Raw genomic sequence first — 23,291 nt, forward strand, 5'->3', positions numbered from 1 at the left:
TACTTCTCAGGCATCGGCATCGGAAACGGCATGACATTGCCGACCGCGCCGCGGGCTTCGCTGATTTTCGGCGTGCCCAGGCGCTCGACCTCATCGATACGCACGATCGAATGCATCGGCACAAAGCTGCGCACCACACCTTCGAACTGAGCCTTGAGCTTTTCTTCGCTCGGATCGACGACCACTTGCGTGCGCTCGCCAAAGACGAATTCTTCCACTTCCAGAAAGCCCCACAGATCACTTTGATAGATCTGCTTGGCGTACATTTCGAACACCTGGCCCTGGTTGAGGAAAATCACCTTGTAGATTGGAGCTTCACGTTTGGTCATGGTGGGCGAGCAACACATCGGGGGATAAAAATGAGGGCGCAAACTATAGCATAGCCATCGGACGCGTAGCGGTAGGAACCTGGGTACATGTTCCCTATAATGCGCGGTTCTTTGAATCACGTGATGACTCTATTCCATGGCCAAGAAGCTTTACATCGAAACCCACGGTTGCCAGATGAACGAGTACGACAGCTCGCGCATGGTGGATCTGCTGGGCGAACACCAGGCCCTGGAAGTCACCGCTCGCGCTGAAGACGCGGACGTGATCCTGCTCAACACCTGCTCGATCCGCGAGCGTGCCCAGGACCGCGTTTATTCGCAGCTCGGCCGTTGGCGCGAACTGAAACTGGCCAACCCGGACATGGTGATCGCCGTCGGCGGTTGCGTGGCCAGCCAGGAAGGCGCGGCGATTCGCGATCGCGCACCGTACGTCGACGTGGTGTTCGGCCCGCAAACCCTGCACCGCCTGCCGGAAATGATCGACGCCGCGCGCAGCAGCAAACTGCCGCAAGTCGACGTCTCGTTTCCGGAAATCGAAAAATTCGACCACCTGCCCGAGCCACGCATCGATGGGCCAAGCGCCTATGTGTCGGTGATGGAAGGCTGCAGCAAGTACTGCACGTTCTGCGTGGTGCCCTACACCCGCGGTGAAGAAGTCAGCCGGCCGTTCGATGACGTGATCGCCGAGATCATTCACCTGGCCGAAAACGGCGTGCGCGAAGTGACGTTGCTGGGGCAGAACGTCAATGGTTATCGCGGTGCGACCCATGATGGTCGCCTGGCCGATCTGGCGGAGCTGATCCGCGTGGTCGCCGCGGTGGATGGCATCGACCGCATCCGCTACACCACCTCGCATCCGCTGGAATTCTCCGACAGCCTGATCCAGGCCCACGCCGACGTGCCGGAACTGGTCAAACACCTGCACTTGCCGGTGCAATCGGGTTCGGACCGTATCCTTGCTGCGATGAAGCGCAACCACACCGCGCTGGAATACAAGTCCAAACTGCGCAAGCTGCGCGCCGCCGTGCCGGGCATCTGCATCAGTTCGGACTTTATCGTTGGCTTCCCCGGTGAAACCGAGAAAGATTTCGAACAAACCATGAAGCTGATTCAGGACGTGGGTTTCGACTTTTCCTACTCGTTTGTCTACAGCCAGCGCCCGGGCACACCCGCCGCCGATCTGGCCGACGACACGCCGGAAGAGCTGAAGAAAGAACGCCTGAACGCCCTGCAACATCGCCTGAACCAGCAGGGTTTTGAAATCAGCCGACAAATGGTCGGTTCGATCCAGCGCATTCTGGTAACCGATTACTCGAAAAAGGACCCTGGCGAACTGCAGGGCCGGACCGAGAATAACCGTATCGTCAACTTCCGCTGCGACAATCCGACCCTGATCGGCCAGTTCGCCGATGTGCGCATCGATGCGGCGCAGCCGCACTCACTGCGGGGTTCGCTGCTGCAATAACGGTTTTTTGGAAACATTGAGGATCCTGTGGGAGCTGGCTTGCCAGCGATGGCGGTGCAACAGGCAACAGCTCAGTCGAGGCTGATTGCCTCATCGCTGGCAAGCCAGCTCCCACGGTGAAATGCATTGTTCTTAAGAATGGGTTGATCCATTTAAGAGCTTTCACACCCACGCCTCTGGCGCTATCCTTGAACTCATCACTATTGCCCCAGGGCGGCTAAATACGACCTTGAACGCACCCATCGAACCACATCGTTTCATCCTCGAGCCTTTTGAGGCTCGCCGCTTCGCCAATCTGTGCGGGCAATTCGACGAGCATTTGCGTCTCATCGAACAGCGCCTGACCATCGAGATCCGCAACCGCGGAAACCAGTTCGAGCTGATCGGCGAGCCAAAGCACACCACCTCCGCGGAAAACCTTCTGCGCCGCCTGTACCGGGAAACCAAGGGTACCGAGCTGTCGCCGGACATGGTTCACCTGTTCCTGCAGGAGTCCGCCGTCGAAGAGCTGGACAACCACTCGCCCGCCGAAGCCTCCGTCGCCCTGCGCACCAAGAAAGGCATGATTCGCCCCCGCGGCTTGAATCAGCTGCGCTATGTGAAGGAAATCCTCGGCAACGATATCAACTTCGGCATTGGTCCGGCCGGTACCGGCAAGACCTACCTGGCCGTTGCCTGCGCAGTCGATGCGCTGGAACGCGAACAGATTCGCCGCATCCTGCTGGTGCGTCCGGCGGTTGAGGCCGGTGAAAAACTCGGTTTCCTGCCCGGCGATCTGTCACAGAAGATCGACCCGTACCTGCGCCCGCTCTACGACGCGCTGTACGAAATGCTCGGCTTCGAATACGTGGCCAAGCTGATCGAGCGCCAGGTCATTGAAGTCGCGCCGCTGGCTTACATGCGTGGACGTACGCTGAACAACAGCTTCATCATTCTCGACGAGAGCCAGAACACCACGGTCGAGCAGATGAAAATGTTCCTGACCCGGATCGGATTCGGCTCCACCGCGGTCATCACCGGCGACATCACTCAGGTCGACCTGCCCCGCGGCACCAAGTCCGGTCTGCACCACGTGATTGAAGTGCTCAAGGATGTGCCGGGCATCAGCTTCACCCACTTCCAGCCCAAGGACGTCGTGCGACATCCGCTGGTGCAGCGGATTGTCGAAGCCTACGAGCGTTTCGAAACCAAAGCGGCCGACGATGCAGCCGCCAGGGAAAGCCGCCGCGATGCTTGAGCTTGACCTGCAAATCGCCACCGAAGCCAGCGCCCCTAGCGAAGCCGAGTTCCGCCAGTGGTGCGAACTGGCCCTGCGCCAGCGTACGGCGGATTCGGAAATGACCATTCGCCTGGTCGACGAAGCCGAAGGCCGCGAGCTGAACCACACCTGGCGGCAAAAGGATTACGCGACCAACGTCCTGTCGTTCCCGGCGGACGTGCCGGACGAGTTTCTCGACATCCCGCTACTGGGCGATCTGGTGATCTGCGTGGCCGTGGTTGAACGCGAAGCTGCTGAACAAGGCAAGGAACTCAAGGCCCATTGGGCACATCTGGTGATTCATGGCTGCTTGCATCTGTTGGGTTACGACCATATAGATGACGAGGAAGCCGAAGAAATGGAAGCACTGGAACGAACGTTGCTTGCTGAACTGGGCTTTCCCGATCCGTACGCGGACGACGAAACCGACGCATTCCCTACCGAAACAACAAAGGATTCAGAGTAATCGCTATGAGCGAAGATCGATCGAGCAACGGGCAGAAGTCATGGCTGGGTAAGCTCACCCAGGCTTTTGCCCACGAGCCGAAAAACCGCCAGGAGCTGCTGGAGCTTCTGCGCGATGCACACCAGAACAAACTGTTGGACAGCGAAGCGCTGGCCATCGTCGAAGGCGCCATCCAGGTTGCAGACCTGCAAGTACGGGACATCATGGTCCCGCGTTCGCAGATGATCAGCATCAAGGCGACCCAGACACCCCGCGAGTTCCTCCCGGCCGTCGTCGACTCGGCTCACTCCCGTTACCCGGTCATCGGCGAAAGCCACGATGACGTAATGGGCGTGTTGTTGGCCAAGGACTTGCTGCCGTTGATCCTCAAGGAGAACGGCGACAGCTTCAACATCAAGGATCTGCTGCGCCCGGCCACCTTCGTGCCGGAGTCCAAGCGCCTGAACGTGTTGCTGCGCGAGTTCCGCGCCAACCACAACCACATGGCCATCGTCATTGACGAATACGGCGGCGTGGCCGGTCTGGTGACGATCGAAGACGTGCTGGAACAGATCGTCGGCGATATCGAGGACGAGCACGACGTCGAAGAAGACAGCTACATCAAGCCGCTGCCTAGCGGTGACTTCCTGATCAAGGCCCTGACGCCGATCGAGAACTTCAACGAGTTCTTCGACAGCGAATTCTCCAATGATGAATTCGACACCGTCGGTGGCCTGGTGATGAGCGCGTTCGGGCACCTGCCCAAACGCAACGAAATCACCGAAATCGGCACCTACCGTTTCCGTATCCTGAATGCCGACAGCCGTCGGATTCACTTGCTGCGCCTGACGCCCATTGCTCGCTAAGGATTGAAATGCGCTGGACAACCCGCCCCGGCTGGCCCGGTAACCTGCTGGCCGTGGCGGCCGGTGCAATCACCACCCTGGCGCTGGCGCCATTCGATATCTGGCCACTGGCATTGCTGGCCGTCGGGCTTTTCTATGCCGGCCTGCGCGAGCTGACTCCACGCCAGGCCCTGGGCCGTGGCTGGTGCTTCGGCTTCGGCCTGTTTGGTGCCGGCACCAGCTGGATCTACTACAGCATTCACCACTTCGGTGGCGCATCGGTGCTGCTGGCCGGTTTCCTGATGCTGATTTTCACGGCGGCGATTGCCTGGTTCTTCGCCCTGCCGGCCTGGCTTTGGGCGCGCTGGCTGCGACGCAACGAGGCTCCGCTGGCGGATGCCCTGGCGTTTGCGGCGCTCTGGGTCGGCCAGGAAGCCTTTCGCGGCTGGTTCCTGACCGGTTTCCCCTGGCTGTATTCCGGTTACAGCCAGCTCGATGGCCCGCTGGCCGGGCTCGCCCCCGTCGGCGGGATGTGGCTGATTTCTTTCTCCCTGGCCCTGACCGCGGCCCTGATCTACAACGGCGTGCGTCTGATCCGCGCCGGGCGTAAAGGCTTCATCGTGATCGGTGCATTGTTGCTGGTCGCTCCGTGGATCGCCGGCATGGCCTTGAAGCACCACGCCTGGACCAGCCCGTCGGGCGCCCCCCTGAGTGTCGCGGCGATTCAGGGCAACATCGAACAGAGCATGAAGTGGGACCCGGCGCAGCTCAATGCACAGCTTGCGCTGTACCGTGACATGAGCATGAGTTCCAAGCGCGTCGACCTGTTGATCTGGCCGGAGACCGCAGTCCCTGTGCTCAAGGAGTCCGCCCAGGGCTACCTGGACATGATGGGTGAGTTCGCGGCAAATCGGGATTCGGCCCTGATTACCGGTGTGCCGATTCGTGAAGTGGTCCATCAGCAGAAGCGCTATTTCAACGGCATTACCGTCGTCGGTGAAGGTGATGGCACCTACCTCAAGCAAAAACTGGTGCCGTTTGGCGAATACGTGCCGTTGCAGGACGTGTTGCGCGGACTGATTGCGTTCTTTGACCTGCCAATGTCGGACTTTGCCCGCGGCCCGGCCGATCAGCCGATGCTGCAAGCCAAGGGTTACCAGATCGCGCCGTTCATCTGCTACGAAGTGGTCTACCCGGAGTTCGCCGCCGGCCTGGCCGCCCAAAGCGACCTGCTGCTGACGATCAGCAACGACACCTGGTTCGGCACCTCCATCGGCCCGCTGCAACACTTGCAGATGGCGAAGATGCGCGCACTCGAGGCCGGACGCTGGATGATCCGCGCTACCAACAACGGCGTCACCGGGCTGATCAACCCGTTTGGGCAGATCACCGAGCAGATTCCGCAGTTCGAGCGCGGCATTTTGTATGGCGAAGTGGTGCCGATGCACAACCTGACGCCTTACCTGCAATGGCGCTCCTGGCCGCTGATCATCACCTGCGTGTTGCTGTTTGCCTGGGCATTGGTCGCTAACCGGATGGCCAAGACCGTTTAAACCTGACCTGCCTATGTGATGAGCGGGCCTTTTGTGGCGAAAGGGCTTTTGTGGCAGGGGAGCTTGCTCCCTCGCCACAGGTTGTCAATCGATAGACCTATCGATAAAACAACGAATACCCCACCTGCCCCACCGCCTCGTTCATCATCTGCCCGCTCTGCCAGATCGACTTGAACTCCGGCAACCAGCCACCCAGCGGTCGGGCGTTGTCCGTTCCCAAAAAGCCCGTCGGTGCCGGCACCACCTCAAACCCGGCCTTGCGGAAACTCCAGGCTGCTCGCGGCATGTGCCAGGCGTGAGTCACCAGCACCACGCGCTTGACCCCTACGGGTAACAGCACCTGGGCACTGAACTGCGCGTTTTCCCAGGTCGTGCGGCTGCGACCTTCCTGCCAGCGCACCGACACGCCGAAATCATCGCGCAAGGAGTCAGCCATCAATTGGGCCTCGGTGGGTGGCGTACCGTAATGCAAACCGCCACTGGTCAAGATCGGCAGGCCTGAAGCTTTGGCCAGCCGCGCGGCATAGCGTTGACGTTCCAGGCCCACCCCGGTCGGCTGATCGGCGCCCCAAGCCGAATCACCGCGCTCGCGCCCCGAGCCCAGCACCACAATCGCATCAGCGTGTTGCGCCAGTGTTGCCCATTCGCTGAGCGCCAGCGGCGGCTCTCGCTCCAGCAGTGCCGCGCTCCATTGCACGAAAATCGGCAAGCTCATCAGCCAAAAGCCGCCAAAACCCAAGGCAAAACACACGGCAGCCAACTTTGGTCTGGAGCGGCGCCACCACCAGGCAAGCGCCAGCAGCAGCAACAGAAGGCCCGGCGGCAAGAGAAGTTGTTTCACGAAATAACGAAAAGGCATCGAGCATCTCCATAAAGATGCCCGAAGCCTAAGTGGGTTGATGCAGTGCGACAATGAATACGCAAGGACTATGCTTCAAAAAACCCTGGAGCATGGCTCGATACCTACTTGAACTGCATAGACCGGACCTTTACCGCGTCTCTGCCAGGTACCTTGTCCTTGAGCCAGATAATCTTGGCTGAGCGTGGTGCGTCGAGTTGCTTTACTGCCTCGGACAAGCATCCGTGTGTCTCACGCTCACTGCGATCCAGATACGCCTTGACCAAAGCAAACTCAGCGGGGCTCAAACCACGCAATTCCAGCTCCAGCGGACGTTCATCACGCAACCGGCCTGCGGTTTTCGCCGCTTCCAGGGCCAATCCAAGACGATCAATCAGTCTTTCGTACAACTCCGGTTTTGTAGCTTTGCGTCGTGACTCAACCATCCCTCACCTCATTGGAAGATAAGACCTACTCCCCAGTTAGAGCTTAGCTTCCATGAACAAACCGGCTGAGCGCCGCGACCAACGGCCCTCGCGGCGTTTTTCGCAAGACGCGTGGCAGCAATCAGGGTTTCCCTCGATAGAGCACGGTCATGTATGCTACGGCGCTTCCTGTAACTCCACTTCCAGCTCGTCTGGGCACGGAAACGCCGAATTGGCGCCCTTACCGTCCAGCGTCGCATTGAAGAGGATTAGGCCACCCCTATTCAGTTCAAAAAGTAGCCATGCACGAACAATATCAGCCCCGTGAAATCGAAGCCGCCGCCCAGTCGTTCTGGGACGAGCAAAAGTCCTTTGAAGTCAGTGAACAGCCAGGCAAGGAGACTTACTACTGCCTGTCGATGTTCCCTTACCCCAGCGGCAAGCTACACATGGGGCACGTGCGCAACTACACCATCGGCGACGTGATCTCCCGCTACCAGCGCATGCAAGGCAAGAACGTTCTGCAACCGATGGGTTGGGACGCCTTCGGCATGCCGGCGGAGAACGCCGCGATGAAGAACAACGTAGCGCCCGCCAAGTGGACCTACGAAAACATCGCCTACATGAAAAACCAGCTGCGCAGCCTGGGCCTGGCGGTGGACTGGTCGCGTGAAGTGACCACTTGCAAGCCCGATTACTACCGCTGGGAACAATGGCTGTTCACTCGCCTGTTCGAAAAAGGCGTGATCTACAAGAAAAGCGGCACCGTGAACTGGGACCCGGTCGACCAGACGGTACTGGCCAACGAACAGGTAATTGACGGTCGCGGCTGGCGCTCCGGCGCGCTGATCGAAAAGCGCGAAATCCCGATGTACTACTTCAAGATCACCGCCTACGCGGATGAGCTGCTGGAGAGTCTCGATGATCTGCCGGGCTGGCCTGAACAGGTCAAGACCATGCAGCGCAACTGGATCGGCAAGTCCCGCGGCATGGAAGTGCAGTTCCCGTACAACGTCGATTCCATCGGCGAAGCCGGCACACTCAAGGTATTCACCACCCGTCCGGACACCTTGATGGGCGCGACTTACGTCGCTGTGGCTGCCGAGCACCACCTGGCTACCCTGGCCGCACAGAACAACCCTGAGCTGCAAGCGTTCATCGCTGAATGCAAGGGCGGCAGCGTGGCTGAAGCCGACGTTGCCACTCAAGAGAAGAAAGGCCTGCCGACCGGCCTGTTCGTCGAGCACCCGCTGACAGGCGAAAAACTGCCGGTGTGGGTCGCCAACTACGTTCTGATGCACTACGGCGATGGTGCGGTCATGGCGGTTCCGGCCCACGACGAGCGCGATTTCGAATTCGCCCACAAGTACAACCTGCCGGTCAAATCGGTGGTGCGCACCAGCGCTGGCGACACCAATCCGGCGCCATGGCAAGACGCCTATGGCGAACACGGCACGCTGATCAATTCCGGCGAGTTTGACGGCCTGGACTTCGCCGGCGCTTTCGACGCGATTGAAGTGGCGTTGATCAAGAAATCACTGGGCGCCTCGCGCACCCAATTCCGCCTGCGCGACTGGGGCATCAGCCGTCAGCGCTACTGGGGCTGCCCGATCCCGATCATTCACTGCGCGGCCTGCGGCGACGTTCCGGTACCGGAAGATCAACTGCCCGTCGTGCTGCCGGAAGATGTCGTACCGGACGGCGCCGGTTCGCCACTGGCGCGCATGCCCGAGTTCTACGAATGCAGCTGCCCGAAATGCGGCCAGCCTGCCAAGCGTGAAACCGACACCATGGACACCTTCGTCGAGTCCTCGTGGTACTACGCGCGCTACGCCTCGCCGCACTTTGAAGGTGGCCTGGTGGAAAAATCGGCGGCCGACCACTGGTTGCCGGTGGATCAGTACATCGGCGGTATCGAGCACGCGATTCTTCACCTGCTCTACGCACGCTTCTTCCACAAGCTGATGCGCGACGAAGGCCTGGTGAGCTCCAACGAGCCGTTCAAGAACCTGCTGACCCAGGGCATGGTGATCGCCGAGACGTACTATCGCCGCGAAGCCAACGGTGCTTACACCTGGTTCAACCCGGCGGACGTTGAACTCGAACGCGACAGCAAAGCCAAGGTCATCAGCGCCAAATTGAAATCCGACGGTTTGCCGGTGGAAATCGGCGGCACCGAGAAGATGGCCAAGTCAAAGAACAACGGCGTCGACCCACAGTCGATGATCGACCAGTTCGGCGCAGACACCTGCCGCCTGTTCATGATGTTCGCTTCGCCACCCGACATGAGCGCGGAATGGTCCGACTCCGGCGTGGAAGGTTCGCACCGTTTCCTCAAGCGCGTCTGGCGTCTGGCTCAGGCACATGTCAGCCAGGGCCTGCCGGGCAAACTCGACGTTGCCAGCCTGAATGACGAACAGAAAGCCGTGCGTCGCTCGATCCACCTGGCCATCAAGCAAGCCAGCCAGGACGTCGGCCAGAACCACAAATTCAACACCGCCATCGCCCAGGTGATGACGCTGATGAACGTTCTGGAAAAAGCCGCACAAGCCACCGAACAGGATCGGGCACTGATTCACGAAGGCCTGGAAACCGTGACGCTGTTGCTGGCACCGATTACACCGCACATCAGCCACGAGCTGTGGAATCAGCTGGGTCACGCTGACCCTGTGATCGACGCCGGTTGGCCGGTACAGGACGACAGCGCACTGGTGCAGGACAGCCTGACGCTGGTCATTCAGGTCAACGGCAAGCTGCGGGGCCAGATCGAAATGCCGGCCACCGCGACCCGTGAAGAAGTCGAAGCCGCCGCACGCGCCAACGAAAACGTGCTGCGCTTTGTCGATGGTCTGACCATTCGTAAAGTGATTGTGGTGCCCGGGAAACTGGTCAACATCGTCGCCAGCTAATTGGATCGGGCGCCAGGCCATGCCTGGCGCTGAGTAAAACCTTTCGGGCCGCATGATCGGCCCACATGGTTTCAAGGGGAGCAACACAATGATCAAACGCAACTTGCTGGTGATGGGCCTCGCGGTCCTGTTGAGCGCCTGCGGTTTCCAGCTGCGCGGCACCGGCACCACCGAACTGGCAATCACGGAACTCGACCTGAGCGCCCGTAACGCTTACGGCGACACCGTCACCCAACTGCGCCAGGTTCTGCAAAGCAGCGGCGTCAAGGTCTACAGCGGCGCGCCTTACAAGCTGTTCCTGGCCGACGAACAGGAATCCCAGCGCATCCTCAGCTATGCCGGCGCCGGTCGTACGGGCGAGTATCAGTTGAACACCGTGCTCAGCTACAGGATCCTCAGCCAGGGCAACCTGTCGCTGATCGACGACAAGCTCGAAGTACAGAAGGTCTTCATCCACGACGGCAACAACCTGGTGGGGTCTGACCAGGAAGCCGCCGATGCGCGCAAGGAAATGCGTCGCGAGCTGGTGCAACGCATGATGCTGCGCTTGCAGCAGATCACGCCGACCCAGTTGGCCCAACTGCAACAGACCGCCGAAGCCAAGGCCAAGGCCGAAGCCGCTGCCCTGGAAGCGGCGCAGAAGGCTGAAGCGGAAACCCCGCGTCAGTCGCCTATCGAACTGCCGCAGCAGTAAGACTTGCGGGGCGCTCAGGCGCCCCGTTCGCCCTCTCTTATGAAACTCGCACCCGCCCAACTCGCCAAACACCTGCAAGGTGCCCTCGCGCCGGTCTATGTGATCAGCGGCGATGACCCCTTGCTGTGCCAGGAAGCCGCCGACGCCATCCGCACCGCCGCCCGTCAACAGGGTTTCGATGAACGCCAGGTGTTCGCCGCCGACGCCAGTTTCGACTGGGGCACGTTGCTGCAAGCCGGTGCGAGCATGTCGCTGTTCGCCGAAAAGCGCCTGCTGGAGCTGCGCCTGCCCTCAGGCAAGCCCGGTGACAAAGGCGCTGCCGCACTCATCGAGTACTGCTCACGGCCGGCCGAAGACACGCTGCTGTTGATCAGCCTGCCCAAGCTCGACGGCAGTGCGCAGAAAACCAAGTGGGGCAAGGCACTGGTCGAAGGCGCGCAGACCCAGTTCGTGCAAATCTGGCCGGTGGATGTCAGCCAGTTGCCGAGCTGGATCCGTCAGCGCTTGTCCCAGGCTGGCTTGTCTGCCAGCCAGGACGCCGTTGAACTGATTGCCGCACGGGTCGAAGGCAATTTGCTGGCGGCGGCCCAGGAAATCGAAAAACTCAAGCTGATGGCCGAGGGCGGTCAAATCACGGTCGAAACCGTGCAGGCTGCGGTAGCCGACAGTGCGCGATTCGATGTCTTCGGGTTGACCGATGCGATCCTCAACGGCGAGGCCGCCCACGCCCTGCGCATGCTCGAAGGATTGCGCGGTGAAGGTGTCGAGCCGCCGGTGATCCTCTGGGCTTTGGCTCGCGAGCTGCGACTGCTGGCCAACATTTCGTTGCAATACAGCCAGGGTACGCCGCTGGACAAAGCCTTCAGCCAGGCCAAACCACCGGTTTGGGACAAACGTAAACCGCTGATGAGCAAAGCCTTGCAACGCTACTCGGCGCCACGTTGGGCGCAGTTGCTGTTGGAAGCGCAACGCATCGACGCGCAGATCAAGGGCCAGGCGGCGGGTTCGCCGTGGATGAGCTTGAGTCGGTTGACGCTGTTGATGGCTGGCCAGCGTTTGACGTTGCCTGCCGAGTAACGCTTTTGTGGCGAGGGAGCTTGCTCCCGCCGGGTTGCGAAGCGACCCAGTCCACCCATCGCGTTTCTTCAGAAAAGCCCCGCTTGCCCATTTGCGACTGCTGCGCAGCCGAGCGGGAGCAAGCTCCCTCGCCACGATTCACATTTCCTGCACAACCTAGGGACTAGACAGAAGCCTCGCTTGAGCCGATGATTTGCCCCGCAAAAAACCTTTACTTGCGAGAGTCCATCATGAGCAAAAAGCCGTCCAAACGCGGCCCCAACAAGGCCAAATCCATCATCGCCCAGCCATTGTTCCGCAGCCGTCAGGAACGAGCCGGCAAGGGCAAAGGCAGCTACCGCCGCGAAGCCTTCCAGTCTGACAACTGGGAGGCTTCTTACTTTCTGGCAGCCTGAAAGGCATGCATCCGCTCAACATGTTAAGGTCTGCACCTGATCCGTTTTCCCTGGACCCGTGCATGCCCCTTTGTCTTTCCCGTCGTTGGCACCTGCGCCAATTGATTGCTGCCTCCAGCCTCGTTTTGCTAGTCGCCTGCGCGGAAAAACCCACCGCCGCCGACGCCCAGCCATTGAAGACCCTGCCAGTCGCCACCGCCCCCGCGGTTGTACCGCCGGTGGTACCGAACGGTGAAAACCTCGACATCCAGCCGACCCAGACCTTCGCCGAATGGCAGGCCGGTTTCCGCAAGGATGCCCTGGCCGCCGGCATTCGTGCCGACCTGTTCGACCGCGCCTTTGCCAATGTCAGCCTCGACTCCAGCGTGATTCGTGCCGATCGCAGCCAACCGGAATTCGCAAAACCGGTGTGGGAATACCTCGATGGCGCCGTGTCGCCGCTGCGGGTTCGCAAAGGCCAGGCACTGGTCGAACAGTACGCCGACATCCTGCAGAGCATCGAACAGCGTTATGGCGTTGATCGTCAGGCCCTCGTTGCCGTGTGGGGCATGGAAAGCAACTTCGGCCAGTTCCAGGGCAGCAAGTCAGTGATCAATTCGTTGGCAACCCTGGCTTACGAAGGTCGTCGCCCAGGATTCGCCCACGCGCAATTGATTGCTGCGCTGCAAATTCTGCAACAGGGTGATATCGAGCCAGAAAAAATGCTCGGCTCCTGGGCTGGCGCCATGGGCCAGACCCAGTTCATCCCGACCACCTACAACACTCACGCCGTGGATTTCGATGGTGACGGCCGACGCGACATCTGGGGCAGCGCCACCGACGCCCTGGCCTCGACCGCGCACTATCTGCAAAGCTCCGGATGGCAGAGAGGCCAACCGTGGGGCTTTGAAGTGCAATTGCCGGGCAGTTTCAACTACGTGCTGGCCGACGGCACAATCCGCAAGAGCGTCGCCGAATGGCAGCAACTGGGCGTCTCGCTGCCCAACGGCCGCCAAGTCCCGGCAGGTTCCGAACACTTGTCCGCAGCGCTGCTGCTGCCAGCGGGCTACCGTGGCCCGGCCTTCCTGGTGCTGGACAACTTCCGCGCCATTCTCAAATACAACAACTCATCGTCCTACGCCCTGGGCGTCAGCCTGTTGTCCGAGCGATTCAATGGCGCGGGCCTGATCAGCGGCACTTGGCCAAAGGATGATTTGCCGCTGAGCCGAACTGAGCGGATCGAGCTGCAAAACCTGCTGAGCGCACAGAATTACGATGCGGGTACCGCCGACGGCATAATCGGCGCCAACACCCGCAAAGCGATTCGAAGTGCCCAGCAGTCGTTTGGCTGGCCGGCGGACGGATACCCGACGCACAAGTTGCTGGAAGGTTTGCGCAACCGCTGAAAGCAACGCGGGCAAGCCTCGTTCCTAAAGGGTTTTCGCAACCTGTAGGAGCGAGGCTTGCCCGCGAAAGCTGTCTATCAGGCGACAAACACCTAAGGCTTGATCACCACATCCTGCTCCACCACCAACTCCTTGTTCCCTGCATCCAGCCTGACCAGCGCCCCCATCGGCAGCGTCAGGTTCGGATCGCAATGACCGCTGCGCCATCCGGACAACACCGGAATCCGCAACGGCCCGAACATTTGCTTGAGCAACTGCTCCAGCGCCGGCACCTCAACCCCCGCCACATCACCCACCAACACCCCACGCAACTTGCCCAGCGTGCCGGCCAGTCGCAGGTGAGTCAGCAGACGGTCGATGCGATACAGCGGCTCGTTGATGTCTTCAATGAACAGAATGACGCCCTCGGCATCCATTTCGTAGGGCGTGCCCATGGTCGCGGCGATCATCGACAGATTGCCCCCCAGTAAACGCCCATGGGCGATGCCTGGTTCAATCGTGGTCAAGGGATAGGCCGCCGGATGGGCCAATAAGCTACCCGCCTTGACCTGCCCTCGCAGCATGTTGAAAAAAGAAGGCTCGGTCGGCTTTTGCCGGCCACCCAGCAGATCGGCGTTGAGCAACGGGCCGTGAAATGTCACAAATCCCGCGTAGCGACTGATCGCCAAGTGCAGCGCTGTAATATCGCTGTAGCCGATGAAGGGCTTGGCGTTACTGCGCAGCAGCTGGAAATCGATGCGATCGAGCAACCTCGGCGTGCCATAACCACCGCGCAAGCAAATGATGGCGTCGACTTCGCTGTCGGCGAACGCCGCGTGCAAGTCATTGAGGCGCACATCATCGCTCCCGGCGAGGTAGCCGTCCCGCTCATAGACGCCCGGAAACACCTTCAGCGTATAGCCGCGGGCGCGCATCCATTGCACGGCTTTGTCCGTGTCCAGCGGTGCCGGCCCGGCAGGCGCAATGACAGCGATCACCCCTTCCGACGGCAAGGCCGGAACCGGGGTGTGAGGACAAAGCGTGTGAGTCGGTCGAACGGTCATCCGTGAATCTCCCTGCGTGAACACTTGAGCACACAGTAGTCAGGAACGGGGACAAACAGAAGAGGGATCGTCGCCCCGCAGGTTGCAGGAAAAAACGCCAGTGGCCGTGGGCATGCCAAAAAAAACGCCCGCAAGCCTTGATGCCTTGCGGGCGGATTTTGTTTCTTTTCAGCGGATCAGGACGACATCAGCTCGGCCTTGACCAGCTTCGCCTGCTCGTCGGCGTGGTACGACGAGCGTACCAGCGGACCGGAAGCGACGTTCTTGAAGCCCATCTTGTAACCTTCCTCGGCGAACCAGGCGAAGGTGTCCGGGTGCACGAAACGTTGGACCGGCAAGTGACTGCGCGAAGGTTGCAGGTATTGACCCAGGGTCAGCATGTCGATGTCGTGCTCGCGCATGCGCTTCATGACTTCGATGACTTCTTCATCGGTTTCGCCCAGACCCAGCATCAGGCCGGACTTGGTCGGAATGTGCGGCATCATCTGCTTGAAACGTTGCAGCAGGGTCAGCGACCACTGATAGTCCGAACCCGGACGCGCAGCCTTGTACAGGCGCGGCACGGTTTCCAGGTTGTGGTTGAACACATCCGGCGGCTCGGCGGCGGTGATCTGCAGGGCGATGTCCATGCGGCCACGGTAATCCGGGACCAGCGTCTCCAGCTGCACGTTTGGCGACAGCTTGCGGATTTCACGGATGCAGTCGGCGAAGTGCTGGGCACCACCGTCACGCAGGTCGTCGCGGTCTACCGAAGTGATCACCACGTATTTCAGGCGCAAGTCGGCGATGGCAATGGCCAGGCTTTGCGGCTCGTTGACGTCCAGTGGCTTCGGACGGCCGTGGCCGACGTCGCAGAACGGGCAGCGACGGGTGCAGATGTCGCCCATGATCATGAAGGTTGCGGTGCCACCGGAGAAGCACTCGCCCAGGTTCGGGCAGGACGCTTCTTCGCACACGCTGTGCAGCTTGTGCTTGCGCAACAGCGCCTTGATGCGGTCGACTTCCGGGGATACCGGGATGCGCACGCGGATCCAGTCAGGCTTTTTCGGCAGTTCGGTGGTCGGAATGATCTTTACCGGAATGCGTGCAACCTTCTCGGCGCCGCGCAGCTTAACGCCGGCTTCAACCTTGGCACGCGGGGCCGGACGCTCGGTAACATCCTGCGTCGGGATCATGGTTTGCACTGCATCAGTAGTCATATCAGTCGATTCCGCCCGTTAGGGTCGTCTGCTCAGCATAGTCGAGGTGTTTGACGAGCTGCGCGCGCAGCCGGGCACTTACCTCGGCAAATTCAATCGATCCTGCGTGATCGCTCAGCTGGGTCATCGCCAGCCCGGCGTAGCCGCAGGGATTAATCCGTCGAAACGGCTCCAGGTTCATGTCCACATTCAAGGCCAGGCCATGAAAGGAACAACCGTGGCGGATCCGCAGACCCAGGGAAGCGATTTTCGCACCGTCGACATAAACACCCGGCGCGTCCGGTTTGGCCACCGCGGTCACGCCGTAGCTGGCAAGCAGCTCGATCAGGCATGACTCCATGCGGCTCACCAGGTCACGTACACCAAAACCCAGCTTGCGCACGTCGAGCAACAGGTAAGCCACCAGTTGCCCGGGGCCGTGGTACGTGACTTGCCCACCCCGGTCGACCTGCACCACCGGAATATCTCCCGGCAACAGCAAATGCTCGGCCTTGCCGGCCTGGCCCTGCGTGAACACCGGCGGGTGCTCGACCAGCCAGATCTCGTCGGGCGCACTGCTGCCGCGTTCGTTGGTGAAGCGTTGCATGGCATGCCAGACCGGCTCGTAAGCCATCTGGCCGAGCTCGCGAAAGCCCAGCGTGCCGGACATCACAGCACCATGTGCACGAAACCGGTGGCCCGCAGTTCGCTGTTGATGTTGTACAGCTGGTCCTGGTCGGTCGCGACGATGTGCAACTGGATGGTGGTGTATTTACCGTTGCTGCTTTGACGCTCGTCAACACGCTCATCATTGATCTTGGCGTGTTTGCGGACGATGTCGATGATCTTGTCCTTGTTGCCCACACCCGTGTCGCTGATCACCTTGACCGGGTAATCAGTGGCAGGGAATTCGATCTTGGGCGCCTTTACTTCGGTATCGGTCATGGCGAAACGGCCTCGTAAGCGTAAGCCGTGGCGACGGCAAGGCCCCGCGCCGGATCAGCGCAGGGCCTTGCAGGTGCACACTATCAGTTGAACAAGCCGTAGAAGAATAGACGGATGCTATCCCACATGCGGCGGAAGATACCACCCTCTTCGACGCCGTCCAGAGCGATCAGGTCGGCGCTGTGCACGACTTTTTCGTCCAGTTTGACTTCGACTTTACCGATCACGTCGCCCTTGGCGATTGGCGCAACCAGCTGCGGGTTCATGGTCATGCTGGCAGCGAGCTTTTTCAGCTGGCCTTTGGGCAGGGTCATGGTCAGGTCTTGGGCCAGGCCGGCCTTGACTTGATTGGTGGCGCCTTTCCAGACAGGAGCCTGAGCCAGCTCGGCGCCTTTCTGATAGAAGGTCTGGGTTTCGAAGAAGCGGAACCCGTAGGTCAGCAGCTTCTGGGTCTCGGCGGCGCGAGCCACTTCGCTGTTGGTGCCGAACACCACGGCGATCAGACGCATGCCATCACGCACGGCCGAGGACACCATGCAGTAGCCGGCTTCGTCGGTGTGGCCGGTTTTCAGACCGTCGACCGTCTTGTCGCGCCACAGCAGCAGGTTACGGTTCGGCTGTTTGATGCCGTTCCAGAAGAACTCTTTCTGCGAGTAGATCGCGTAGTGAGCCGGGTCTTCGTGGATGATTGCGCGAGCCAGCACGGCCATGTCGTGAGCCGACGAGTAGTGCTCAGGGTTCGGCAGACCGGTCGGGTTCATGAAGTGGCTGTTGGTCATGCCCAGGTCGCCAACGGTTTTGTTCATCATGTCGGCGAACGCGTCTTCGCTGCCGGCGATGTGCTCGGCGAGCGCAACACTGGCGTCGTTGCCCGACTGAATGATGATGCCGTGCAGCAGGTCGCTGACAGTGACTTGCGAGCCGACCTTGATGAACATCCGCGAACCACCGGTACGCCAGGCGTTTTCGCTGACGGTGACCGGATCGTTTTCACCGATCTGGCCACGACGGATTTCCAGCGTCGCGATGTACGCGGTCATCAGCTTGGTCAGGCTGGCTGGCGGCAGACGCTGGTCACCATTGTTTTCGACCAGCACGTTGCCGCTGCTGGCGTCCATGAGCACGTAGGCCTTGGCGGCCAGTTGCGGTGGGGACGGCATCATCTCGACCGCGAAAGCGGCTGGCGAGAGGAGCAGCGGGACTAGAAGGCACAGGCGTTTGGCAAAGGTGGTGATGTTCATCCGTCTCTCGAAATCGCTAATGGAAACTGCCCGAAGGCAAAACTAATCAAATAACCTTCTAACGGGTTATCGCGTGTTCAGTTGCTCACTCCAGCCACCCTTTGCCGGGCTTTTGTTCTTCGACGAGCCAACAACCTGGTTCACCCCCCAAAACCGCAGATGAACCGTCAATCAGGTTCTACGTGTTACTCAGTGGCTTACTCGGTCACGACGCTAGGCGAACCGAGGTTGGCCAGGCGCACGCTGTTCTGCACTTGCTGGATTTCACCCGGTGAACCGATTGGCCCCAGGCGCACCCGATGCAGGGTCTGCTGATTGCGCACGATCGAGCTGATGAACACCGGAGCGCTCACCATCCCGCTGAGCTTCGACCTCAGCAGCTCGGCAGCGTCCGGGTTGGCGAAGGCGCCCACCTGCAGATACTGGCCAGACGCTGGTGCAGAAGCGTTTTTTTTTGCATCGATTTGAACAGGAACAACGGCGGCGGCGTGTTGCTGCGGCGGCGGAGTCCATTGTTCGACTGTACCGGCCGAAGCCGTGATGACCGGCGCGCTATTCTGCGCGACTTGCGGCTCGTTGAGCATTAAAGGCGCCGGACGGCCCTTGGCGGCCCACCATTGCTGCGGATCGATGCCTTCGACCTTGACCCGCGCAGTGCCGGTTTCGGCATAACCGAGTTTCTTGGCGGCCGCGTAGGACAAATCGATGATGCGGTCCGAATAGAACGGCCCGCGGTCGTTGACGCGCAGGATCACGGTCTTGTTGTTGTCCAGGTTGGTCACCCGAACGTAACTTGGCAATGGCAAGGTCTTGTGTGCAGCACTCATGCCGTACAGGTCATACACTTCGCCGTTGGCGGTGTTCTGACCGTGGAACTTGGTGCCGTACCAGGACGCCGTACCGGACTGTACGTAGGTCTTGGATTCTTGAATCGGGAAATAGGTTTTGCCCAGCACCGTGTAAGGGTTGGCCTTGTATGGACCGGTGTGCAGGGTCGGCGTGGCATCCGGGATGCGCGAAACGTCGACATCCCACCACGGTGCGCCATCCTTGTGTGCCCGGTTGATGTCCAGCCCCGGCGTCGAGCGCACGGTCGTGGGAGACTTCTGGGCCGGCGGGCGGCTGGTCGAACAACTGGCGACCAGCACTGCCAACGCGGCAAGTGCCATCAGCTTCAGGGGTTTATTCATAGGCAATGCCCGCATTACTTGACGCCCCGTGCTTGGACCAGCTGTTCAGACAGTTGATGTACGGCCATGGCGTACATCACGCTGCGGTTATATCGCGTTATCGCGTAAAAATTCTTCAGGCCCATCCAGTATTCAGGCCCCTTGTCGCCTTCCAGCCGGAAAGCGGTAACCGGCATATCATCGCGCAGCGCATCATGACTTGACCAGCCCAAGGCCCGCAACTCTCCAACGGTTTTAGTCGGCTCGATGCCGGTGGTCAAACCTGCATCGACCTGCTCGCCCCGCACATCGGCGCGACTGACCACCGGTTCGCCGGCAACCCAGCCATGGCGCTTGAAGTAGCTGGCGACGCTGCCGATGGCATCGTCCGGGTTGTTCCAGATATTGATGTGGCCGTCACCGTCGAAGTCCACCGCATAGGCGCGAAAGCTGCTGGGCATGAACTGCGGCAGCCCCATGGCCCCGGCGTAGGAGCCTTTGAGGGTCAACGGGTCGACCTGCTCTTCACGCGCCAGCAGCAGGAACTCACGCAATTCCTTGCGGAAAAATTCGGCACGGGGAGGATAGTCGAAACCCAGGGTCGACAACGCATCGATTACCCGGAAATTGCCGGTATTGCGACCGAAAAAGGTTTCGACGCCGATGATCGACACGATCACCTGAGCCGGCACGCCGTATTCCTGTTCAGCCCGGGCCAGCACCGCTTCGTGCTGGCGCCAGAAATCCACGCCACGGGCGATACGCGCGTCGGTGATGAACATCGGGCGATATTCGTTCCACTGCTTGACCCGCTCGGCGGGTTTCGAAATAGCGTCCAGGATCGACTGTTTGCGCTCGGCTTCGCGAAACACGCCCATCAACTGTTCACCGGCGAAACCGTAGTCGCGGGTCATTTCACCGACGAATTCGGCCACTTGCGGTGTGCCTTCGTAATCGCCGGCAAACGCTTCCTGCGCAGTGCCAAGGATGCTTACCAGGCCGACCCACGGCGCGTATCGAGTCGCCCAGCCACGCATTACTTGCATTGAACTCTTCACCTTATTCAAACCTGTGCGATCCACTTACGATGGGTATGGATCGACATCAAAACCCCAAACGCTGACAGCAGCGTCACCAGCGAAGTTCCTCCGTAGCTAATGAACGGCAACGGCACCCCCACGACAGGCAACAGGCCGCTGACCATACCGATATTGACGAAAACATAAACAAAAAACGTCATGGTCAGCGCGCCGGCCAGCAACTTGCCGAACAATGTCTGGGCCTGGGCGGTAATCACCAGCCCGCGCCCGATCAACAGCAGGTAGATCAACAGCAGCGCGCAAATGCCCACCAGACCGAACTCTTCGCCCATGACCGCAATGATGAAGTCGGTATGGCTTTCCGGGAGAAAGTCCAGGTGCGACTGTGTGCCCAATAGCCACCCCTTGCCGAACACGCCGCCGGAACCGATGGCGGCCTTCGACTGAATGATGTTCCAGCCAGTGCCCAGCGGATCACTCTCAGGGTCGAGGAACGTCAGGACCCGCTGCTTCTGGTAATCGTGCATGACGAAGAACCACATGGCGATGGCCACGGGCACCGTTGCGGCCAGTACGCTGAGAATCCAGCGCCAGCGCAGGCCACCCATGAACAGCACGAATGCACCACCGGCCAGGATCAGCAGCGAGGTGCCGAGGTCCGGTTGCCGCACAATCAAAATGAACGGCACGCCGATCAGCATCAGGCTGACGCCCACGTGTTTAAGCTGCGGTGGCAGACTGCGTTTGGACAGATACCAGGCGATAGTCGCCGGCATCAGGATTTTCATGAACTCCGAGGGCTGGAAGCGGATCACCCCGGGAATATTGATCCAGCGTGTCGCGCCCATGGCGTTGTGGCCCATGATGTCCACCACCAGCAACAGCATCACGCCGACCACGTAGCCCAGCGGCACCCAACGCGCCATGAATCGCGGTTCGAATTGGGCGATGACGATCATCGCCACCAGGCCAATACCGAACGAGGTGGCTTGTTTGCCCAGCAGATCCCAACTTTTGCCACTGGCCGAATACAACACGAACAGGCTGCCGGCGGCGAGGGTCAACAGCAGGATCAGCAAAGGGCCGTCGATGTGCATGCGTTGCAACAACGTCGCCCGGCGACGCATCACATCCTCGCTGGAAAGCATGCGATCGAAATTATTCTTCACGGGCCGTAGCCTCCGCGCTGATAGGACTGGCGTATTCGGCTTTCAGATGACCGCTCTCATCGAGCAACCAGGCGTCCATGACTTGACGCACCACGGGCGCTGCCACGCCGGAGCCGGACTCGCCGTTCTCCACCATCACCGACACCACGATTTTCGGGTCGTCGGCCGGCGCAAAGCCGACGAACAAAGCGTGGTCACGGTGGCGCTCCTGAACCTTGGAGCGGTCGTACTTCTCGCCTTGCTTGATCGCCACCACCTGAGCCGTACCGCTCTTGCCGGCGATCCGGTACTGCGCACCGATCGAAGCCTTGCGCGCGGTGCCCCGGGCGCCATGCATGACCTGCTGCATGCCGTGGTTGACCTTGGTCCAGTCCGACGGGTCGCGCAGGATAATGTCCGGCATGGGATTTTCATCCACCGGCTTCGCGCCTTCGATGGTCTTGGCCAGATGCGGGCGATTCCAGATGCCTTTGTTGGCCACCAGCGCGGTGGCCTGGGCCAACTGCAACGGAGTCGATTGCATATAGCCCTGACCAATCCCGAGAATCAGCGTTTCGCCCGGGTACCATGCCTGACGGCGGGTCGCACGCTTCCACTCGCGGGACGGCATCAAGCCAGGCGACTCTTCGAACATGTCCAGAGAGACTTTCTGGCCGATGCCGAACTTGGTCATGTAGGCCGACAGCCGATCGATCCCCAGCTTGTGCGCCAGGTCATAGAAGTAGGTGTCGTTGGAACGCATGATCGCCGTATCGAGGTCGACGAAGCCGTCGCCGGTGCGGTTCCAGTTGCGATACTTGTGGTCGTAGTTGGGCAGCATGTAGTAGCCCGGATCGAATACCCGGCTCGACGCTGTCACCACGCCCGCGTCAAGACCGGCAATCGCCACCGCTGGCTTGATCGTCGATCCAGGTGGATACAGGCCGCGCAGAACGCGGTTGAACAACGGCCGGTCGATGGAATCGCGCAGTTCGGAATAGGCCTTGAAGCTGATGCCGGTGACGAACAGGTTCGGATCGAAACTCGGTTGGCTGACCATCGCCAGCACTTCACCGGTTTTCGGGTCCAGCGCCACGACAGCGCCGCGCCGCCCGCCAAGTGCGGCTTCAGCGGCTTCCTGCAACTTGATGTCCAGGCTCAGCACGATGTCCTTGCCGGGAATCGGATCGGTACGCTTGAGTACCCGCAAAACGCGGCCCCGAGCGTTAGTTTCGACTTCTTCGTAACCCACCTGGCCGTGCAGTTCGGGCTCGTAAAAGCGTTCGATACCGGTTTTGCCGATGTGATGGGTGCCGCTGTAATTGACCGGGTCGAGGGTCTTGAGCTCTTTCTCGTTGATCCGCCCCATGTAACCCACCGAGTGCGCAAAGTGCGCGCCCTGCGGATAGTGGCGAACCAGTTGCGCCACCACTTCCACGCCTGGCAGGCGGAACTGGTTGACGGCGATCCGGGCAATCTGTTCTTCGGTCAGCTCAAACAGGATCGGCACCGGCTCGAACGGCCGACGTCCCTGACGCATGCGCTTTTCGAAAATCACCCGGTCCTCGGGCGTCATCTCCAATACTTCGACGATGACGTCGAGCACTTGCTGCCAGTCGCCGGACCGCTCGCGGGTCATGCTCAGGCTGAAACTCGGCCGGTTGTCGGCGATCACCACGCCGTTGCGGTCGAAAATCAAGCCGCGAGTCGGCGGAATCGGTTGTACGTGGACGCGGTTGTTTTCCGACAGGGTCGAGTGGTAGTCGTACTGGATCACCTGAAGGAAATACAGACGCGCGATCAGCACGCCAATCAGCACCACCACGGCAATTGCCCCGAACACGACGCGGCCACGCACCAGACGGGCGTCTTTTTCGTGGTCCTTGATGCGGATCGGCTGAGGCATGAG

The 23,291-nt window shown here is 60.4% G+C and carries 22 protein-coding genes; 10 read left to right on the forward strand and 12 right to left on the reverse strand.

Going from position 1 to position 23,291, the window contains the following annotated elements; translation table 11 throughout:
- Positions 1-329, reverse strand: a 329-nt coding sequence (locus D8U73_RS04845) for a DUF1820 family protein (RefSeq protein ID WP_003185742.1), incomplete at its 3' end; no start/stop codon positions are given.
- A 136-nt stretch (positions 330-465) separates the two neighbouring features.
- Between D8U73_RS04845 and miaB the strand changes: the two genes are divergently transcribed.
- From miaB to lnt, 5 genes are all read left to right on the forward strand, one after another.
- A complete protein-coding gene (gene miaB / locus D8U73_RS04850) occupies positions 466-1,794 on the forward strand; it encodes a tRNA (N6-isopentenyl adenosine(37)-C2)-methylthiotransferase MiaB (RefSeq protein ID WP_056855790.1) in 1,329 nt (442 codons plus the stop codon).
- Between the two features lie 229 nt (positions 1,795-2,023).
- Positions 2,024-3,031 (forward strand): PhoH family protein, encoded by a 1,008-nt coding sequence (locus D8U73_RS04855; protein ID WP_056855791.1) that lies wholly within the window; start codon positions 2,024-2,026, stop codon positions 3,029-3,031.
- Entirely contained in the window at positions 3,024-3,518 is a 495-nt protein-coding gene (ybeY, locus tag D8U73_RS04860) for an rRNA maturation RNase YbeY (protein WP_056855901.1), read from the forward strand. The genes D8U73_RS04855 and ybeY overlap by 8 nt, the downstream gene beginning before the upstream one ends.
- A gap of 5 nt (positions 3,519-3,523) precedes the next feature.
- Positions 3,524-4,363 (forward strand): HlyC/CorC family transporter, encoded by an 840-nt coding sequence (locus tag D8U73_RS04865; protein ID WP_056855792.1) that lies wholly within the window; start codon positions 3,524-3,526, stop codon positions 4,361-4,363.
- Positions 4,364-4,371: 8 nt separating this feature from the next.
- On the forward strand, positions 4,372-5,895 hold the full coding sequence (gene lnt, locus D8U73_RS04870; RefSeq protein ID WP_130903857.1) for an apolipoprotein N-acyltransferase: 1,524 nt from the start codon (positions 4,372-4,374) through the stop codon (positions 5,893-5,895).
- Between the two features lie 97 nt (positions 5,896-5,992).
- Here lnt and D8U73_RS04875 read toward each other — a convergent pair whose 3' ends face one another.
- Both D8U73_RS04875 and D8U73_RS04880 read right to left on the reverse strand, forming a co-directional pair.
- The gene (locus D8U73_RS04875; protein ID WP_056855794.1) at positions 5,993-6,754 is read right to left on the reverse strand and encodes a YdcF family protein; all 762 of its coding nucleotides are present in this window, start codon (positions 6,752-6,754) and stop codon (positions 5,993-5,995) included.
- Positions 6,755-6,858: 104 nt separating this feature from the next.
- Positions 6,859-7,179, reverse strand: a complete 321-nt coding sequence (locus tag D8U73_RS04880) for a hypothetical protein (RefSeq protein WP_056855795.1) — start codon at positions 7,177-7,179, stop codon at positions 6,859-6,861.
- A 281-nt stretch (positions 7,180-7,460) separates the two neighbouring features.
- Here D8U73_RS04880 and leuS point away from each other — a divergent pair, with 281 nt between their 5' ends.
- From leuS to D8U73_RS04905, 5 genes are all read left to right on the forward strand, one after another.
- The gene (gene leuS / locus D8U73_RS04885) at positions 7,461-10,067 is read left to right on the forward strand and encodes a leucine--tRNA ligase (RefSeq protein ID WP_056855796.1); all 2,607 of its coding nucleotides are present in this window, start codon (positions 7,461-7,463) and stop codon (positions 10,065-10,067) included.
- A gap of 88 nt (positions 10,068-10,155) precedes the next feature.
- Entirely contained in the window at positions 10,156-10,761 is a 606-nt protein-coding gene (gene lptE / locus D8U73_RS04890; protein ID WP_056855902.1) for an LPS assembly lipoprotein LptE, read from the forward strand.
- 39 nt (positions 10,762-10,800) lie between these two features.
- Positions 10,801-11,838, forward strand: a complete 1,038-nt coding sequence (gene holA / locus D8U73_RS04895) for a DNA polymerase III subunit delta (RefSeq protein ID WP_056855797.1) — start codon at positions 10,801-10,803, stop codon at positions 11,836-11,838.
- 230 nt (positions 11,839-12,068) lie between these two features.
- A complete protein-coding gene (gene arfA / locus D8U73_RS04900; RefSeq protein WP_056855798.1) occupies positions 12,069-12,233 on the forward strand; it encodes an alternative ribosome rescue factor ArfA in 165 nt (54 codons plus the stop codon).
- Positions 12,234-12,295: 62 nt separating this feature from the next.
- Positions 12,296-13,618, forward strand: a complete 1,323-nt coding sequence (locus tag D8U73_RS04905) for a lytic murein transglycosylase (RefSeq protein WP_130903858.1) — start codon at positions 12,296-12,298, stop codon at positions 13,616-13,618.
- A 92-nt stretch (positions 13,619-13,710) separates the two neighbouring features.
- On the opposite strand, the gene D8U73_RS04910 is transcribed toward D8U73_RS04905, so the two are convergent.
- From D8U73_RS04910 to mrdA, 9 genes are all read right to left on the reverse strand, one after another.
- Entirely contained in the window at positions 13,711-14,661 is a 951-nt protein-coding gene (locus D8U73_RS04910; RefSeq protein WP_130903859.1) for an LD-carboxypeptidase, read from the reverse strand.
- Positions 14,662-14,837: 176 nt separating this feature from the next.
- Positions 14,838-15,836 (reverse strand): lipoyl synthase, encoded by a 999-nt coding sequence (gene lipA, locus D8U73_RS04915; RefSeq protein ID WP_162250583.1) that lies wholly within the window; start codon positions 15,834-15,836, stop codon positions 14,838-14,840.
- A gap of 25 nt (positions 15,837-15,861) precedes the next feature.
- On the reverse strand, positions 15,862-16,509 hold the full coding sequence (lipB, locus tag D8U73_RS04920; protein ID WP_056855802.1) for a lipoyl(octanoyl) transferase LipB: 648 nt from the start codon (positions 16,507-16,509) through the stop codon (positions 15,862-15,864).
- Positions 16,509-16,784 (reverse strand): DUF493 domain-containing protein, encoded by a 276-nt coding sequence (locus D8U73_RS04925; protein ID WP_056855803.1) that lies wholly within the window; start codon positions 16,782-16,784, stop codon positions 16,509-16,511. The genes lipB and D8U73_RS04925 overlap by 1 nt, the downstream gene beginning before the upstream one ends.
- Before the next feature lie 83 nt (positions 16,785-16,867).
- Positions 16,868-18,025, reverse strand: a complete 1,158-nt coding sequence (locus tag D8U73_RS04930) for a D-alanyl-D-alanine carboxypeptidase family protein (RefSeq protein ID WP_056855804.1) — start codon at positions 18,023-18,025, stop codon at positions 16,868-16,870.
- A 197-nt stretch (positions 18,026-18,222) separates the two neighbouring features.
- Complete coding sequence (locus tag D8U73_RS04935) at positions 18,223-19,230, reverse strand: septal ring lytic transglycosylase RlpA family protein (protein WP_130903860.1); 1,008 nt, start codon at positions 19,228-19,230, stop codon at positions 18,223-18,225.
- A complete protein-coding gene (mltB, locus tag D8U73_RS04940; RefSeq protein ID WP_130903861.1) occupies positions 19,230-20,240 on the reverse strand; it encodes a lytic murein transglycosylase B in 1,011 nt (336 codons plus the stop codon). Before mltB ends, D8U73_RS04935 begins: the two co-directional genes overlap by 1 nt.
- Positions 20,241-20,257: 17 nt before the next feature.
- Entirely contained in the window at positions 20,258-21,361 is a 1,104-nt protein-coding gene (gene rodA / locus D8U73_RS04945; protein ID WP_056855903.1) for a rod shape-determining protein RodA, read from the reverse strand.
- Between the two features lie 31 nt (positions 21,362-21,392).
- Positions 21,393-23,288: a penicillin-binding protein 2 gene (gene mrdA / locus D8U73_RS04950; RefSeq protein ID WP_056855807.1), complete on the reverse strand. Its 1,896-nt coding sequence runs from the start codon at positions 23,286-23,288 to the stop codon at positions 21,393-21,395.
- Positions 23,289-23,291: the final 3 nt, after the last annotated feature.

It is taken from the genome of Pseudomonas sp. Sample_22, from assembly GCF_004307635.1.
Classification (GTDB): Bacteria; Pseudomonadota; Gammaproteobacteria; order Pseudomonadales; family Pseudomonadaceae; genus Aquipseudomonas.